Annotated in this window: 15 protein-coding genes and 3 tRNA genes; 12 read left to right on the top strand and 6 right to left on the bottom strand. The window is 68.6% G+C overall.

All coding sequences use genetic code 11. The annotated features are described in order from the left end of the window. The first annotated feature begins 157 nt into the window (after nucleotides 1-157). From B0920_RS00675 to B0920_RS00645, 7 genes are all read left to right on the top strand, one after another. Nucleotides 158-463 (top strand): hypothetical protein, encoded by a 306-nt coding sequence (locus B0920_RS00675; protein WP_078030676.1) that lies wholly within the window; start codon nucleotides 158-160, stop codon nucleotides 461-463. 78 nt (nucleotides 464-541) lie between these two features. Continuing rightward, complete coding sequence (locus tag B0920_RS00670) at nucleotides 542-865, top strand: metalloregulator ArsR/SmtB family transcription factor (protein WP_078030675.1); 324 nt, start codon at nucleotides 542-544, stop codon at nucleotides 863-865. Continuing rightward, nucleotides 862-1,290, top strand: a complete 429-nt coding sequence (locus tag B0920_RS00665) for a YeeE/YedE family protein (protein WP_078030674.1) — start codon at nucleotides 862-864, stop codon at nucleotides 1,288-1,290. The genes B0920_RS00670 and B0920_RS00665 overlap by 4 nt, the downstream gene beginning before the upstream one ends. Nucleotides 1,291-1,301: 11 nt before the next feature. After that, the gene (locus tag B0920_RS00660) at nucleotides 1,302-1,718 is read left to right on the top strand and encodes a YeeE/YedE family protein (protein WP_078030673.1); all 417 of its coding nucleotides are present in this window, start codon (nucleotides 1,302-1,304) and stop codon (nucleotides 1,716-1,718) included. Between the two features lie 76 nt (nucleotides 1,719-1,794). Then, a complete protein-coding gene (locus B0920_RS00655) occupies nucleotides 1,795-3,294 on the top strand; it encodes an amidase (RefSeq protein WP_078030672.1) in 1,500 nt (499 codons plus the stop codon). Between the two features lie 81 nt (nucleotides 3,295-3,375). Continuing rightward, complete coding sequence (locus tag B0920_RS00650) at nucleotides 3,376-3,933, top strand: NADPH-dependent FMN reductase (RefSeq protein ID WP_078030671.1); 558 nt, start codon at nucleotides 3,376-3,378, stop codon at nucleotides 3,931-3,933. Further along, nucleotides 3,930-4,781, top strand: coding sequence for an arylamine N-acetyltransferase (locus B0920_RS00645; protein ID WP_078030670.1), 852 nt, complete (start codon nucleotides 3,930-3,932; stop codon nucleotides 4,779-4,781). The genes B0920_RS00650 and B0920_RS00645 overlap by 4 nt, the downstream gene beginning before the upstream one ends. Here B0920_RS00645 and B0920_RS00640 read toward each other — a convergent pair. Beyond that, nucleotides 4,726-6,204 carry a PLP-dependent aminotransferase family protein gene (locus B0920_RS00640; RefSeq protein ID WP_218669322.1) on the bottom strand — a complete coding sequence of 493 codons (1,479 nt, stop codon included), beginning with the start codon at nucleotides 6,202-6,204 and terminating at the stop codon, nucleotides 4,726-4,728. The genes B0920_RS00645 and B0920_RS00640 overlap by 56 nt on opposite strands. 87 nt (nucleotides 6,205-6,291) lie before the next feature. On the opposite strand from B0920_RS00640, the gene B0920_RS00635 reads away from it, so the two are divergent. Beyond that, nucleotides 6,292-6,735 (top strand): rhodanese-like domain-containing protein, encoded by a 444-nt coding sequence (locus tag B0920_RS00635; protein WP_078030668.1) that lies wholly within the window; start codon nucleotides 6,292-6,294, stop codon nucleotides 6,733-6,735. 15 nt (nucleotides 6,736-6,750) lie between these two features. Here the strand turns inward: B0920_RS00635 and B0920_RS00630 are convergent, their stop codons facing one another. Beyond that, entirely contained in the window at nucleotides 6,751-7,698 is a 948-nt protein-coding gene (locus B0920_RS00630) for an alpha/beta hydrolase (RefSeq protein ID WP_078033235.1), read from the bottom strand. A gap of 120 nt (nucleotides 7,699-7,818) precedes the next feature. Here B0920_RS00630 and B0920_RS00625 point away from each other — a divergent pair, with 120 nt between their 5' ends. Continuing rightward, nucleotides 7,819-8,667 carry an AraC family transcriptional regulator gene (locus B0920_RS00625; protein WP_078030667.1) on the top strand — a complete coding sequence of 283 codons (849 nt, stop codon included), beginning with the start codon at nucleotides 7,819-7,821 and terminating at the stop codon, nucleotides 8,665-8,667. Between the two features lie 50 nt (nucleotides 8,668-8,717). Here the strand turns inward: B0920_RS00625 and B0920_RS00620 are convergent. Next, nucleotides 8,718-8,793 (bottom strand) — tRNA-Asn (locus tag B0920_RS00620). 143 nt (nucleotides 8,794-8,936) lie between these two features. Between B0920_RS00620 and purT the strand changes: the two genes are divergently transcribed. From purT to B0920_RS00605, 3 genes are all read left to right on the top strand, one after another. Further along, nucleotides 8,937-10,151, top strand: a complete 1,215-nt coding sequence (gene purT / locus B0920_RS00615; RefSeq protein ID WP_078030666.1) for a formate-dependent phosphoribosylglycinamide formyltransferase — start codon at nucleotides 8,937-8,939, stop codon at nucleotides 10,149-10,151. 112 nt (nucleotides 10,152-10,263) lie between these two features. After that, nucleotides 10,264-12,378, top strand: a complete 2,115-nt coding sequence (locus tag B0920_RS00610) for a TonB-dependent siderophore receptor (protein ID WP_078030665.1) — start codon at nucleotides 10,264-10,266, stop codon at nucleotides 12,376-12,378. A gap of 13 nt (nucleotides 12,379-12,391) precedes the next feature. Then, nucleotides 12,392-13,531 carry a PepSY domain-containing protein gene (locus B0920_RS00605; RefSeq protein ID WP_078030664.1) on the top strand — a complete coding sequence of 380 codons (1,140 nt, stop codon included), beginning with the start codon at nucleotides 12,392-12,394 and terminating at the stop codon, nucleotides 13,529-13,531. Between the two features lie 400 nt (nucleotides 13,532-13,931). On the opposite strand, the gene B0920_RS00600 is transcribed toward B0920_RS00605, so the two are convergent. The 3 genes from B0920_RS00600 to B0920_RS00590 form a co-directional block, all read right to left on the bottom strand. Further along, nucleotides 13,932-14,007: transfer RNA gene (locus tag B0920_RS00600), tRNA-Asn, on the bottom strand. Nucleotides 14,008-14,069: 62 nt separating this feature from the next. Next, nucleotides 14,070-14,840, bottom strand: coding sequence for an alpha/beta fold hydrolase (locus tag B0920_RS00595; protein ID WP_078030663.1), 771 nt, complete (start codon nucleotides 14,838-14,840; stop codon nucleotides 14,070-14,072). Nucleotides 14,841-14,922: 82 nt separating this feature from the next. Beyond that, a tRNA-Asn gene (locus tag B0920_RS00590) sits at nucleotides 14,923-14,998 on the bottom strand. Between the last annotated feature and the right edge of the window lie 108 nt (nucleotides 14,999-15,106).

The raw sequence follows: 15,106 nt of genomic DNA, 5'->3' as shown, positions 1-15,106 counted from the left end.
CAAAAATATTGCAAAATGTTAAGCTTAAATTCTACACCATGAACTTGTAACATGGGCTGATCCCTTTCTGCGGTGCGCGGTATTGACGGGCGCTACCTTGCACTGCCCGCGAACGGCGCCATATGCGAGTGAGATGAGCCAACCAGCCGGAGCAAGCATGAGCGATCCGCTCGCTTCCCAGCCCTGCCCCTTGTGCGGCCGGCCGCTGGGGACCGTCAACATCGACCGTCACCACCTGATTCCCAAGACCTTCAAAGGCAAGGAACAGTTTCCCATTCACAAAATTTGCCATAGGAAGATCCACTCGGCATTTACTGAACGGGAATTATTGAATACATACCATACTTGGGAAGCCTTGCGCGCACACGAGGACATCCGCGCCTTCATCGCCTGGGTGGCCAGGAAACCGCCGGATTTTTATACCCGCACCTACACCGCCAACAGCAAGAAGGCGCGTCGGTGAGGCAGGATCGCGGCCTTCGTTCGTACGTCATTCTATAATTTGATATATTATCGTTCGATATAATGACACGGGCATGCAATGAACTCCGCTCCTCCCGATCTAAGCCTCCTGCAGGCGGCTGCCGGCCAGGCCAGTGAACTACTCAAGGCGCTGGCGAATCGCGACCGCCTGCTGCTCCTGTGCCAGCTCAGCCAGGGCGAAGCCGCCGTTCGCGCCCTCGAGTCGCTTACCGGCATCCGCCAGCCGACCCTGTCGCAGCAGCTGACCGTGCTGCGCGGGGGCGGCCTGGTATCCACCCGCCGCGAAGGCAAGCAGGTGTTCTACCGGATCGCCAGCCCCGAAGCGCTCGCGGTGCTGCAAGTGCTCTATCAACTCTATTGTCCCCGACCGGAGGGTGCATGAACCTCGACTGGCAACACTTCACGCCCTGGACCTCCCTGCTCGGCGGCGTCCTGATCGGTCTGGCGGCCGCCGCTTTCCTGCTGCTGGCCGGGCGCGTGGCCGGCGTCAGCGGCATCCTCGGCGGACTGCTGCGTCCCCGGCGGGGCGACCTGGCCTGGCGCCTGGCCTTCCTCGGCGGCCTGGCGGCCGCGCCCCTGCTGTATGCGCTGGCCGCGCCGCTGCCTCCGGCCACCGTCGAAGCGGGACCGGCCCTCCTGGTCGCGGCCGGGCTGCTGGTCGGCCTCGGCACCCGCTACGGCGCGGGCTGCACGAGCGGACACGGCATCTGCGGCATCGCGCGCCGCTCGCCACGGTCCTATGTGGCCACCGCGGTGTTCGTGGGCGCCGGCTTTCTCACCGTCTTCCTGCTGCGCCACCTGTCCTGAAGGGATTTCCCATGCAAATCCTGATCGCATTGCTCGCCGGCCTGGTGTTCGGCATCGGCCTGGTCCTGTCGGGCATGACCGACCCGGCCAAGGTATTGGCCTTCCTCGACCTGGCGGGCGACTGGGACCCTTCGCTTGCCTTCGTGATGGGCGGCGCGCTGCTGGCCGCCACGCCCGCCTACGCCTGGGCCAGGCGGCGCGGTCGCACGCTGGACGGCGCGCCGCTGGCGCTGCCGACCGCCACCCGCATCGACCGCCGCCTGGTGCTCGGCAGCCTGGCCTTCGGCGCCGGCTGGGGCCTGGCCGGCTACTGCCCCGGCCCGGCCGTCGCCTCGCTCGCCACCGGGGGCGCCAAGGCCCTGCTGTTCCTCGGGGCGATGGTCGCGGGCATGGCCATCTTCGAGCTGCTCGAACGCAGGAAGGCCTGAACCGGCTCGGCAGTTTTTTCTTGACAGGAAGCTCGACAAACCGTTTCATCGTGGGCAACTCATTGAGACCTTGCCCATGCACTACGCCGACTACCTGCGCCACGACGCCACCTCCCTCGCCCAGCTGGTCGCCGATGGGGCGGTCACGCCGCTCGACCTGCTGGAGACCGCGCTCGCGCGCCATGCCGAGGTCCACGGCCGCGTCAACGCGATCTGCCGCCTGATGGAGGAGCAGGCGCGCGCCCAGCTCGAAAGGCCGCTGAGCGGCCCCTTCGCCGGCGTGCCCTTCCTGATCAAGGACTGCGCCCAGGACTACGCCGGCCTGCCGACCACCAACGGCAGCCGCTCGATGCGCGGCCACGTCGCGACCGAGCACGCGGCGGTGGTCCAGCGCTACCTCGGCGCCGGCCTGCTCATCTTCGGCAAGACCAACCTGCCGGAATTCGCGCTCAAGGGCGTCACCGACCCGGTGCTGTTCGGGCGCACCAGCAATCCCTGGAACCTGGCGCACACCCCGGGCGGCTCGAGCGGCGGCGCGGCGGCCGCGGTGGCGGCCGGCATCGTGCCCATGGCCGCCGGCAACGACGGCGGCGGTTCGATCCGCATCCCGGCCGCCTGCTGCGGCCTGGTCGGGCTGCGTCCCTCGCGCGGCCGGGTCAGCGCCGGGCCGGCCACCAACGAGGTCTGGTTCGGGGCCTCGAGCGAAGGCGTGCTCTCACGCAGCGTGCGCGACACCGCGCGCGCCCTCGACCTGCTGCAGGGCGCGCAAGCCGGCGACCCCTTCGTGATCGCGCCGCCCGAGGCGCCCTATGCGGAGCTGATGCGGCGCGACCCCGGCCGCCTGCGCATCGGCTTCACGGCCGCTTCGCCGATCGGCGCCGAGGTCCATCCGGAAGCCGTGGCCGCGGTGCGGCACGCGGCGGCGCTGCTCGCCTCCCTCGGCCACCAGGTCGAGGAAGCCGCCCCCGAGATCGACGGCGCGGCGCTGGCGCGCAGCTACCTGCACATCTACTTCGGCCAGGTGCCGGCGCTGGTGGCGCGCAACCGCAAGCTGCGCGCCGAAGGCGGCGAGGTCGAGCTGATGACGCGCTTGCTGGTCACGCTGGGACGCAGCATCGGCGCGCCCGCGCTGACCGAGCAGCTGCTGCAATGGAATGGCTTCGCGCGGGCGCTGGGACGCTTCCACCAGCGCTACGACCTGCTGCTCACGCCCACGCTGGCCCATCCGCCCGTCCGTCACGGCACGGGAGACCTGCCGCCGGCCCAGCAGGCCATGCTCGGCTTCCTGGAGCGCAGCGGCCTGCTCGGCCTGCTGGCCCGCCTGGGACTGCTCGACAAGACCGTCGACGGCATCGCGCGCGACAACCTGCGCTACGTGCCCTTCACCCAGCTGTCCAACCTGACCGGCACGCCCTCGGTCTCGCTGCCGCTGTACTGGACCGCGGACGGCTTGCCGCTGGGCGTACAGTTCGTCGCCCCCTTCGGACGCGAGGACCGGCTGCTGCAGCTCGCGGCCCAGCTGGAGCAGGCCCAACCCTGGTTCGAGCGGCTGCCGGCGATGACGCGGCCAAGCTGAAAAAATGCATTCCTCCGCTTGACCTCAATTTAACTTGAGGTTTTAGACTGCGAGCCAGGCTAACCAACAAGTGGAGGAACAATGAAGGAAGAACTGCGTATCGCCATCGTCTACGGCAGCAGCCGCGAGAACCGCCAGTGCGAGCGCGTGGTCGCCTGGGTGCGCACCCAGGCGGCGCGCCACGAGGGCCTGGTGCTGGACCTGCTCGACCCGCGCGTGCACGCCCCCGGCCAGCCTGGCGCCGCCGAACTGGCGGCGCGCATCGCCCGCGCCGACGCCTTCATCGTGGTCACGCCCGAGTACAACCACGGCTACCCCGCCCCGCTCAAAGCCCTGATCGACGGCGCCTACCGCGAATGGAACGCCAAGGCGGCCGGCTTCGTCTCCTACGGCGGCAGCTCGGGCGGCGTGCGCGCCGTGGAGCAGCTGCGCCAGGTGTTCGCCGAACTGCACGTGGTCACCATGCGCGACGCGGTCGGCTTCGCCCACGTGGGCGACCGGATCGGCGCCGACGGCCAGCTCGAGGCCACCCGCCACGAGGAATCGGCGTTTCGCAAGATGCTGCTGCAACTGCGCTGGTGGGCCGGGGCGCTGCGCGCCGCCCGCGGCGCGGCGCCCTACCAGGAGGCCGTGCAATGACCGACCTCTCGCCCTACTTCGACCTGATCGGCTACCGCCACGGCGGCGCGCCCACTCTGGAAGCGCTGCGCGAGCTGCAACTGCGCCACACCCACACCATCCCCTTCGAGAACCTGACGCCGCTGGCCGGCCTGCCGGTGCGGCTCGACCTGCCCTCGCTGCTGAACAAGTTCAGCGCGCGCCGCGGCGGTTACTGCTTCGAGCACAACATCGTGTTCCGCCACGCGCTGGACAGCTTCGGCTTCAGCACGCGCGCCCTGCTGGCGCGGGTGCGCTACAACCAGCCGCCGGAGCTGATCACGCCCCAGACCCACATGCTCTTGATGATCGAACTCGATGGCGAGCGCTGGATCGCCGACACCGGCTTCGGACGCGCGGTGCCGACCGCGCCGCTGCGCCTGCAGCCGGGCGCGGTGCAGGAGACGCCCAACGGCCCGTACCGGGTGATGGAAGACGAGGCAGGCTACCGGCTGGAGGCCGAGCTGGCCGGACGCTGGGAGCCGCTCTACGTGTTCGACCTGACCCCGCGCTACCAGAGCGACTTCGAGATGAGCAACTGGTATGTGTCGACCCACGGCAATTCGCACTTCGTGCACGACCTGGTGGTGGTGCGCAGCAGCCCCGCCGGACGCCGCGTGATCTACAACACGCGCCACAGCTTCTACGGCATCGGGGCCGAGCCGGTGCACATGCAGCTCACCAGCGTGGACGCCATCTTCGCGCTGCTGCGCAGCGAGTTCGGAATCGAGGCCGAGCCGCTGCCCGGGCTCCGAACCCGCATCGGCCGCATCCTCAAGCGCGATGGCGCGGCGAAGGCCCCCCGCCCTGCCGCCCGCGTCCGGGCCTGAGCGTGGCCAGGTGCGCGACCGCGTCGACGATCTCCTCGTTGCGCAAGGCCGCGTAGCCCAGCAGCCAGCCCTCGCCCTCCCCCAGCATGTGCAGGCTGGAGAGCGAGGGCGTGGCGATCCCCAGCGCGGCGGCCTGGCGCGTGAGCGTGGCCTCGCTCCCAGGCGGCAGGGTCGCCGCCAGTTGCAGCCCGCCGCTGCCGGCGAGCGGCGTGAGCCAGCTGATGCCTTCCACGCGCAGGCGTTCGAGCAGCAGGGCGCGCCGGCTGGCGTACAGCAGGCGCATCTGGCGCAGGTGCCGCGCGAAGTGGCCGTGGGCGATGAACTCCGCCGTCACCGCCTGCGCCAGCTGGGCGCTGTGGCCGTCCATCACGGTGCGCGTGCGCACCAGCGGCTCCACCAGCGCCGGCGGCAGCACCGCATAGGCCAGGCGCAGCGAGGGGAACAGCACCTTCGAGAAGGTCCCCAGGTAGATCACGCGGCCATGCCGGTCCAGGCCCTGCATGGCGGGCAGCGGACGCGCGTCGTAGCGGAACTCGCTGTCGTAGTCGTCCTCGACGATCCAGCCGCCTTGCTGCTCCGCCGCGTCCAGCAGCGCCAGGCGGCGCGCGAGGCTGAGCGTGACGCCGAGCGGGTACTGGTGCGAGGGCGTCAGGTAGGTCAGGCGCGCGGCGCCCGCCGGCAGCGTCGCCCCTTCGGCGTCGACCGGCAGCGGCACGATGCGCGCGCCGGCGCTGGCAAAGGCATTGCGCGCGCCCAGGTAGCCCGGCTCTTCGAGGTGCACGCTGTCGCCCGGGTCGAGCAGCAAGGTGGCCAGCAGTTGCAGGGCCTGCTGCGAGCTGGTGAGGATCACCACCTGGTCGCTGTCGCAGCGCACTCCGCGCGACTGCGCGAGATAGGCCGCGACCGCTGCGCGCAGCGGGGCATAGCCCTGCGGATCGCCATAGCCCATCAGCTGCGCGCCGTGGCGGCGCAACTGGCGCGCAGTGATCTGGCGCCAGGTCTCGACCGGAAAGGCGCGCAGGTCCGGGCTGCCGGCGCAGAACGCGCGCGGCTCGCGCGGATCGACGCAGCCGCCGGTGGCCACGATGGCCGCGCCGCGCCGCGACAGCCGGGCCTGCGCGAGCTCGCCCCGCGCCGGCGCCGGGGCGGGAGCCGCGGGCGCCGCGATCGAGACCACGGTGCCGTGGCCGACCCGGCGCGTCAGGTAGCCTTCGCTTTCGAGCTGGGCGTAGGCCGCCTCCGCCGTCACCCGGGAAATCGCCAGGTCCGCCGCCAGCATGCGCGTGGACGGCAGGCGCGCACCCTGACCGAGTTCGCCGCGCCGGATCGCGCCGCGCAGGGCCGCGCACAGGCGTTCGCGCAGGGGCACGGCCTGGTCTTCGCGCTGGAACAGGTTCAGCCAGAGGGTGGGCGGATTCGGCATTGGTCTTATCGAAGCATGGAAATTGGTCTCCATGATAATGCCAAGCGCGCCGTAGAATGGGGCTTCTTTCGACACAGGAGCCATCCCATGACCACTCCCTCGCTGGTGCTGCAGTTTCCCGCCCCCGCCCCCGAGGACAGCGCCGCCTTCATGCAGGCCAAGCTGGCCTATCACACCGACTCCGCCGACCTGGCCGAAGACCTCGCCAACGGCGTCGCGGAGATCGTGGTGATCGACACGCGCAGCCCGGCGCATTACGCGGCCGGCCACATCCCGGGCGCCATCAGCTTCCCGCACCGGACCATGGACGAGGGCAGCACCGCCATGCTCGATCGCACCAAGACCTATGTCGTCTACTGCGATGGCATCGGCTGCAACGGCTCGACCAAGGGCGCCTGGAAGCTGGCGCGGCTGGGGTTCAGGGTGAAGGAACTGCTGGGCGGGCTGGATTTCTGGAAGCGCGACGGCCACCCCGTGGCCACCGGCATGGAGGCGGGGCGCCTTGCCGCCGCCGCCGAATGCGGCTGCTGAAGGGGCCGGAGACTCCTAGCGTGCAGGCGCCGCGCGCCGCCCGAGCAGGAACAGCAGCGGATGCTCGAGCCGCTCGGCCCAGGCGTTCTCGCTATGGTCCGCCCCGTCGAACACGCGGCTGAGGAAGTTGGCGTCGGTGTAGCCGCGCTCGCGCACGATCAGGTCGACGAAGCTCTGGTGCGGGCCGTACAGCGCGTCGAGCGTGGCGGTGCCGCGGTCGAGATACAGGCGCCGTCCGGAGGGCGGCGGCAGCGCCGCGCCCAGGTAGTTGAACATCGCGAGCGGAATAGCGGCGTTGGCCTCGAAGCTGCCGACCCAGTGCGTGGACAGGCCGGCCGCGCCGCCGAAGACCTGGGGATACTCGGCGAAGGCATACACCGAGATCAGCCCGCCCATGCTGGAGCCCATGATGAAGGTGCCGGCAGGGTCGCTGCGTGTGGCGAAACGGCGGTCGATCTCCGGCTTGAGTTCCTCGACCAGGAAGCGCAGGTAAGCGTCGGCCCTGGGCCCGCCTTCCAAGCGCGCCGCTGCGAAAGCCGCGCGGCCGCGTTCCGGCAGGTAGGCCAGCGCTTTCTGGGGGAAGTATTCGGCAGCGCGCAGCTTCCCATTGTTCCAGACGCCGACCACGATGGTGGGCTCGACCTTCCCCTCGCGCATCAGGCGGTCGAGCACGGCGTCCACGCGCCAGGCCTGGCGGTTCCAGGTGGTCGTCGGGTCGAACAGCATCTGGCCATCGTGCATGTAGAGGACCTGGTAGCGCTGGCCGGCGCGAGCGCGCTCTGTGTAGCCCTCGGGCAGCCAGACGTCGACCGGACGCTGGTCGACGTGGGCCGAGGGCAGCGTGAGCCGCACCAGGCTGCCGGTCGAGGGGCGCGGCTGGGCCGCTTGCTGCGTTTGGGCGGCGGCCAGGCCGGCCCAGGACGCGAAGGTAAACAGGAAGGCTGCGGCGAAGAAGCGGGGCATGGCGTCCAGGAGCAATCGAGAAAGCGGGCGCCCATTATCGCCCCGACCGTGCTTTCCCGGGCAGGCCGTAAATGGCCATCTTCACCTTTTTTCTGACCCACAGGCTGCTAGAATCCAGCTATGCGGGTTGAACGAGAGACGATATCCCATCCAGCCAGGTCCTTCCGGCTGCTGCGCCTGACGCAGCAGGCGTTCACTAACGCGCGCCATCGCCACGCCCATCTGGAACTGACCTGGATCGAGGCCGGCGAGGGCTTGCGCTTCGTCGGCAACCACGTCGCGCCCTTCGAGGCGGGCGACCTGGTGCTGATCGGGCCACAGTTGCCGCACACCTGGGTCAGCACCCCGGCGCACGCGGGACGGCGGCACGCGGCGACCGTGCTGCAGATCGCGCCCGAGCTGCTGTTTCACAGCGCTCTGCCGGAGCTGGCGGCGCTTGGCGGCCTGGTGGCGCGCGCCGGCCGCGGGCTGCGCATCACGGGCGCGGCCCACGTCGCCGTCACCGCGGCGCTGCGCGAACTCGATGCCGCCGGGTCGGATCTGGCGCGGCTTGCGCTCGTGATCCACCTGCTCGGGCTGCTGGCCGAGCACGAGGACGACATGGCCGCGCTGGGGACGCTGGATGAACGGGAAGCCGGCATGGGCGAGCGCCGCATCGACCGGGTGCTGGCCTGGATCGACAGCCGCTACAGCGAAGCGCTCTGTGTCGAGGAAGCGGCGCGCCTGGTGCACGTGAGCCCGGCCGCCTTCAGCCGCTACTTCCGGCGCGAAGTGGGCAAGCGCTTTTCCGAGTACGTGAACGACGTGCGCTGCAGCGAAGCCTGCCTGCTGCTGGCCCGGGGCGAGCGCAGCGTCGCCGCGGTCGCGCAGGCCTGCGGTTTCGAGACCCTGTCCAATTTCAGCCGGCAGTTCCAGCGCCGCCACGGCATGACGCCGGGCGCCTTCCGCAAGGCGCGAAGGCTGGGCTGAGGAAGCCGCAAAACAAAAAGGGCCGCATCGAGATGCGGCCCTTCGTATTCTGGCTCCCCGACCTGGACTCGAACCAGGGACCTGCGGATTAACAGTCCGTCGCTCTACCGACTGAGCTATCAGGGAAAGGAGGCCGCATTATAGCGGCTCGGTTCCGGTTTGACCAGTGCCGGATGCAAAATGGCCGGCGCCTGCAGGCGGCGCTACCCTTCGCTATACTCGCACCTCCCTGGGCCCGCCAGCCCGCCAACCATCCAGCGATAAAGACCATGACCACTTCCCCCACCCTCGGCACCCCGCTCTCTCCTTCCGCCACCAAAGTGATGCTGCTCGGCTCCGGCGAACTCGGCAAGGAGGTCATCATCGCCCTGCAGCGCCTGGGCGTGGAAGTGATCGCGGTCGACCGCTACCCGAACGCGCCCGGCCACCAGGTGGCGCACCGCGCCCACGTGATCGACATGACCGACGGCGCGGCCCTGGCGGCCCTGATCGCGCAGGAGCGCCCGCACCTGGTGGTGCCGGAGATCGAAGCGATCGCCACCGACAAGCTGGCCGAGCTCGAAGCGGCCGGCGCGATCACCTGCATCCCGACCGCGCGCGCGGCCCAGCTGACCATGAATCGCGAAGGCATCCGCCGCCTCGCCGCCGAGGAACTCGGCCTGCCGACTTCGCCCTATCGCTTCGCCAGCAGCCTGCAGGAACTCGAAGCGGCCTGCGCCGAGGTGGGCTTTCCCTGCGTCGTGAAACCGGTGATGTCCTCGTCCGGCAAGGGCCAGTCGAAGCTGGACGGCGCGGCCGACGTCAAGGCCGCCTGGGACTATGCCGCCAGCGGCGGCCGGGTCGACGCCGGCCGCGTGATCGCCGAAGGCTTCATCGACTTCGACTACGAGATCACCCTGCTCACCGTGCGCTCGCTCGGCGACGACGGCGTGGTCCGGACCGACTTCTGCGAGCCGATCGGCCACAAGCAGGTGCACGGCGACTATGTCGAATCCTGGCAGCCGCACCCGATGCAGCCGCTCGCCCTGGAACGCGCGCGCGACATCGCGGCCAAGGTCACGGCCAACCTGGGGGGCCTGGGCGTGTTCGGGGTCGAACTCTTCGTCAAGGGCGACATGGTGTGGTTCTCGGAAGTCAGCCCGCGTCCGCACGACACCGGCATGGTGACCATGGCCAGCCAGGTGCAGAGCGAATTCGAGCTGCACGCCAAGGCGGTGCTGGGCCTGCCCGTGAACACGGCCCTGCGCGCGCCCGGCGCCTCGGCCGTCATCTACGGCCAGCTCGAGGAAGCCGGCATCGCCTTCGAGGGCGTGGCCGAAGCGCTGCGCGTGCCGGGCGCCGACCTGCGCCTGTTCGGCAAGCCGGAATCCTTCGCGCGCCGCCGCATGGGCGTGGCGCTGGCGACGGCGATCGATGTCGACACCGCCCGCGCCCGCGCGCTCGAGGCTGCCGGCAAGGTCAAACCAGTATCCGGCAAGAAGTAAATCCATGTAAAACCGCCGCGTCGCCACGACGCGGCGGCGCTGTCAGCTTGACATCCTTGTTATCGCAATTGATAATCATTCTCATTATCATTTGCGTTAACAAGAAGAAATCATGCCTACGCCCGTCCTGCCTCCACGCAGCCTTGTCGCGCTGCTCGTCCTGTCCACCCTCGTTCCAGCCCAGGCCGCCGACCCCGCCCCGGCCGACACCGCCCAGGTGATCGTGAGCGCCACCGGCTACCGCACCACCGGCACCAAGTCGGACCTCAAGCCCATGGAAGCCCCGATGAGCTACGAGATCTACGACAGCGAACTGCTGGGCGCGCGCCAGGCCGACAGCGTCAACGAGGCGCTGCGCTACGTGCCGGGCGTGACGCCCGAGAGCCGCTCGACCGTCACCATCTTCGACCAGTACACGATCCGCGGTTTCGAGAGCTACCGCAACTACTACGACGGCCTGCCGCTCCAGTACGACACCCTGTGGAACCTGGTGCCGCAGGTGGACGCCTTCGCCACCGAGAGTATCGAAGTGCTCAAGGGTCCGGTGTCGGTGCTCTACGGTTCCGCGCCGCCGGGCGGCATGGTCAACCAGACCGCCAAGCAGCCGCGCTCGAAACAGGAGACCCTGGTGCGCGCCCGCGTCGGCACCAATGCGCTGCGCGAACTGGCCCTGGACAGCACCGGACCGCTGTCGAAGGACGTCGACTACCGCGTGGTCGCGCTGGCGCGCGAGCGCGACGGCCAGCAGGTGACGACGACGGAAGAACGCCGCCTGTTCGCGCCTTCGCTCACCTGGCGCATCAGCCCGTCCACGCGCCTGAACCTGAATCTCTACTACCAGGACGACCCGGCCCTGATTCCGTCCACCCCGCTGCCGGCCATCGGCGCCCTGCGCGACGCGCCCTACGGCCGCCTGCCCTCGGACGCCTTCGCGGGCGACGCCAACTGGTCGGGCATGCAGCGCGAAACCACCCTGGCGGGCTGGAAGTTCGAGCACGACTTCAACGACAGCGTGAGCTTCCTGCAGAACTTCCGCTACACCAAGGCCGACGGTTTCCAGCGCAACAGCTACAACCTCGGCCTGCTGCCGGACAATCGCAGCCTGAGCCGCTCCGCCTACTTCACCGACGAATCCATGCGCGGCTACGTGGTGGACAACCAGCTGGCTTTCCGCTTCCATACCGGCGCCTGGACCCACCGCGTGCTGGCCGGCGTCGACTACCAGAAGCTGCGCACCAGCGTGAGCTATGGCGACACCCTCGGCGCCGACACGCCCGCGATCGACCTGGGCGCGCCGAATCACGCACTGTTCAATGTCGCCACCCTGCCCTTCGACACCTACACCGAGCGCCACGGCATCCGTCAGTCGCAGCTCGGCTTCTACCTGCAGGACGAAGCCAGGCTGGGCGCCCTGACCCTGCTGGGCGGCGTGCGGCGCGACCGCTACCGCAGCGAGGACGTGGAGCGCATGAGCTACATGGGCTCCCCTTCCGACAGCACCACCCGCATCGCCCAGCGCCGCACCAGCGGCCGCCTGGCCGCGATCTACCAGCTCGGCAACGGCTTGGCGCCCTACCTCAATTACTCGACCTCCTTCGAGCCGGCTTCCGGCGTGGACACCCGCACGGGCCAGGCTTTCAAACCCACCACGGCCAAGCAGATCGAGGCGGGCCTCAAGTACCGCTCGCAGGACGGCCGCACCCAGCTGACCGCTGCCGCCTTCGACATCAGGAAGCAGAACGTGGTGGTCAACACGCCGGACTTCGGCGAGTACACCCAGAACGGCGAGGTGCGCTCGAAGGGCGCCGAGCTGTCATGGAACCAGGAACTCACCGGGCAGCTCGACTTCACGCTCGGCCTGACCCGCCTCGACATGGAAGTGACGAAGAACGATTCGGACCGCTCGCTGATCGGCAAGACCCCGGTGTGGGTGGCGGACAGGCAGGCCACGCTCTGGCTCAGCTACAAGCCGCAGGACGCGCTCGACCTGAGCGCCGGCGTGCGCTACGTGGGCGAGAGCCAGCTCGATGCGCGCAACACGGGCACCGTGCCCTCGTACACAGTGTTCGACGCGGCCGCGATGTACCGCATCGACAAGACCTGGCGCGTGGGCCTCACCGCCAGCAACCTGGGCGACAAGCGTTATGTGGGCGCCTGCTACGACGCCAACAACTGCTGGATGGGCGCCGAGCGCAGCGTCGAGCTGAGCCTGCACGCCAATTTCTGAGACGGAGACGAGCATGAGCTTTCGCGCCTGGTACACCGTGCACAAATGGACGAGCCTCATCGCGACCCTGTTCCTGCTGATGCTCTGTCTCACCGGCCTGCCGCTGATCTTCTCGCACGAGATCAGCCACGCGCTCGGCACCAGCGCCGATCCGCCCCAGCTCGCGCCCGGCCATACGGGGCGCGCCAGCATCGACGCCATCGTGGCCGACGCCCAGGCGCGCCGGCCGCAGGACGTGCTGCAGTTCCTGGTGGCGGAGGCGGACGAGCCGGACCTGATCTACGTGCGCATGGCCGATCGCATCGATTCGCCGGGGCTCACCGCCTTCTACACCTATGATGCGCGTACCGGCCAATTCCTTTCCGAGTATCCGCTCGGCCAGGGCTTCATGGACGTGATGCTGCGCCTGCACGTCGACATGTACATGGGGCTCGGCGGCACCCTCTTCCTCGGGCTGATGGGCCTGCTGCTGGCGGCCTCGATCGTCTCCGGCATCTACGTGTACGGGCCCACCATGAAGAAGCTGCGCTTCGGCAGCATCCGGCGCGACCGCGCCTCGCGCCTGAAGTGGCTGGACCAGCACAACCTGCTGGGCATGGTGACCCTGGTGTGGCTGCTGGTGGTGGGCGTGACGGGGACCATCAATGCGCTCAACCAGCCGATCTTCGCGGCCTGGCAGGCCAGCGAACTGAAGGCGCTCGCGGAACCCTTCCGTGGCCAGCCGCCTGTGACCGGGCCGGTGTCGACCGAGGCGGCGCTGAAGGCGGCCCTGGCGGCGGCGCCGGGCAAGTCGCTCAGCTTCATGGCGTATCCGGGCAATGACTTCGCGACGCCCCAGCACTTCATGGCTTTCATGCAGGGCGATACGCCGCTGACCTCCAAGCTGCTGTCGATCGTGATGATCGACGCGCGCAGCGGGCAGGTGGTGACGACCGGGGAAATGCCGTGGTACGTGTCGACGCTGATGCTGTCTCAGCCCCTGCATTTCGGGGACTACGGCGGGATGGCGCTCAAGGTCTTGTGGCTGGTGCTGGACCTGCTCAGCATCTGGGTGCTGTGGAGCGGGCTGGTGCTGTGGTGGAAGCGGCGGCATGTGACTGCGGAGCAGAGGCAGAAGGCATTGCAGGGCATGCCTGAGCAGGTTACGGGCTGAGCCGGAGTCCGCTCACCTCTCCTACCCTGCGCCTCCCAACGTCATCCCGGCGAAGGCCGGGAAAAGGCGTGCCCAAGCAGGTCATATGCGGCCCCGGATTCCGCTCATCTGTCCTACCCTGCCGCCTCCCAACGTCATCCCGGCGAAGGCCGGGATCCAAGTTTCCGTGAGTAGCCACGACAATCGCTTGTCGCCTGCATACAGAACTTGGATCCCGGCCTTCGCCGGGATGACGTTGTTTTTAGGCGCGGGAGGATCAGACTCGGCGGACTTCGACTACTCGACTACTCGACTACTCGACCACTCGGCCATTCGCCATTCGCCATTCGCCATTCGCCCATTGAACAATCAGCAATTCAAAAACAAAAAGGGCTGCACTTGCGTGCAGCCCTTCGTATTCTGGCTCCCCGACCTGGACTCGAACCAGGGACCTGCGGATTAACAGTCCGTCGCTCTACCGACTGAGCTATCAGGGAATGGAGGCCGCATTATACCCGCTGCCGCCGATTTGGCAAGTACGGCCGTGACAAAAAGAAACTCAAGTGCGCGAGTAGGACTTGGCCCGTTCCACCAGTTTCGCCAGCGCGTCCAGGACCACCTGCGGCTCGGACATCTGCGGGAAGTGCGCGCTGCGCCGCGCCACCACCCGCTCGCCCAGCGGCGACAAGGCCGCCAGCAGTTTCTGGTTGCGCTCGCGCTCCTGCACCACCGCCTCCGGCACCGCCCAGCGCGGCAGGCGCTTGCCGCCCGACAGCACGGTCACGGGAACCGGCGGAAAGGCCGGGGCCTCGGCGATGTCGCGCACCGTTTCCAGTTCGTGGCGGATCTCGTCGTTCTGGTCGCGCGGCGCCACCTTGTCGAGCAGGCCGATGAACTTGCGCTGCCACCAGGGCTGCTTCGCCTTCAGCCCAGTCACGTCCTCGGGCGCGGTGGCCTCCAGGAACAACACCCCGGCCACATCGTCCGCGAACTCGCGCGCGAACAGATTCGCATGCAGGCCGCCGAAGGAATGCCCGACCAGCACGAAGGGCGGCTGCACGCCGGCCGCCATCAGCAACTGGCGCAACTGGGCGACCACGGTCTCGCCATACTGGGGCTCGCGCGGCTTGCCGCTGCCGCCCACGCCCGGCCGGTCGTAGGCGAACACCGTGCCCAGTTGCTCGATCTCGGGAAAGAGCTTGTACCAGGCGTCCAGCGGACCGCCTGCGCCATTGATCAGCACGATGGACGGGCTGCCCTGCCCCGACTTGGAAAAACGGAATACCTGCCCTTCAAGGGCAGTCGCATGACTCTTTGGCAATTGCTTCACGCTAAGATCCTCATGAGGGGTGCGCACAGCCAGGCGCACAAAGCAAAAAGGCCGCATCCGAAGATGCGGCCTTTCCAAATTCTGGCTCCCCGACCTGGACTCGAACCAGGGACCTGCGGATTAACAGTCCGTCGCTCTACCGACTGAGCTATCAGGGAATAGGTAAGCATTATAGTGTTGCCGGACTGCGCCTGTCAAACTCGCGCTTGTTTCAACAACCACTTCTGCTGCTCTCCGGCACTAACAGCAGTTCCGGAGAGCCGAGA

Source organism: Massilia sp. KIM (assembly GCF_002007115.1).
Classification (GTDB): Bacteria; Pseudomonadota; Gammaproteobacteria; order Burkholderiales; family Burkholderiaceae_D; genus Telluria.
The sequence above is the reverse complement of the archived record's forward strand: the minus strand, read 5'-3'. Positions and strand labels throughout refer to the sequence as shown.

What these genes read in the sequence shown, in the direction of transcription:
- B0920_RS00675 (WP_078030676.1), top strand. Translation starts at nt 158, where the DNA reads ATGAGCGATCCGCTCGCTTCCCAGCCCTGCCCCTTGTGCGGCCGGCCG.
- B0920_RS00670 (WP_078030675.1), top strand. Translation starts at nt 542, where the DNA reads ATGAACTCCGCTCCTCCCGATCTAAGCCTCCTGCAGGCGGCTGCCGGC.
- B0920_RS00665 (WP_078030674.1), top strand. Translation starts at nt 862, where the DNA reads ATGAACCTCGACTGGCAACACTTCACGCCCTGGACCTCCCTGCTCGGC.
- B0920_RS00660 (WP_078030673.1), top strand. Translation starts at nt 1,302, where the DNA reads ATGCAAATCCTGATCGCATTGCTCGCCGGCCTGGTGTTCGGCATCGGC.
- B0920_RS00655 (WP_078030672.1), top strand. Translation starts at nt 1,795, where the DNA reads ATGCACTACGCCGACTACCTGCGCCACGACGCCACCTCCCTCGCCCAG.
- B0920_RS00650 (WP_078030671.1), top strand. Translation starts at nt 3,376, where the DNA reads ATGAAGGAAGAACTGCGTATCGCCATCGTCTACGGCAGCAGCCGCGAG.
- B0920_RS00645 (WP_078030670.1), top strand. Translation starts at nt 3,930, where the DNA reads ATGACCGACCTCTCGCCCTACTTCGACCTGATCGGCTACCGCCACGGC.
- B0920_RS00640 (WP_218669322.1), bottom strand. Translation starts at nt 6,204, where the DNA reads ATGCCGAATCCGCCCACCCTCTGGCTGAACCTGTTCCAGCGCGAAGAC.
- B0920_RS00635 (WP_078030668.1), top strand. Translation starts at nt 6,292, where the DNA reads ATGACCACTCCCTCGCTGGTGCTGCAGTTTCCCGCCCCCGCCCCCGAG.
- B0920_RS00630 (WP_078033235.1), bottom strand. Translation starts at nt 7,698, where the DNA reads ATGCCCCGCTTCTTCGCCGCAGCCTTCCTGTTTACCTTCGCGTCCTGG.
- B0920_RS00625 (WP_078030667.1), top strand. Translation starts at nt 7,819, where the DNA reads ATGCGGGTTGAACGAGAGACGATATCCCATCCAGCCAGGTCCTTCCGG.
- purT (WP_078030666.1), top strand. Translation starts at nt 8,937, where the DNA reads ATGACCACTTCCCCCACCCTCGGCACCCCGCTCTCTCCTTCCGCCACC.
- B0920_RS00610 (WP_078030665.1), top strand. Translation starts at nt 10,264, where the DNA reads ATGCCTACGCCCGTCCTGCCTCCACGCAGCCTTGTCGCGCTGCTCGTC.
- B0920_RS00605 (WP_078030664.1), top strand. Translation starts at nt 12,392, where the DNA reads ATGAGCTTTCGCGCCTGGTACACCGTGCACAAATGGACGAGCCTCATC.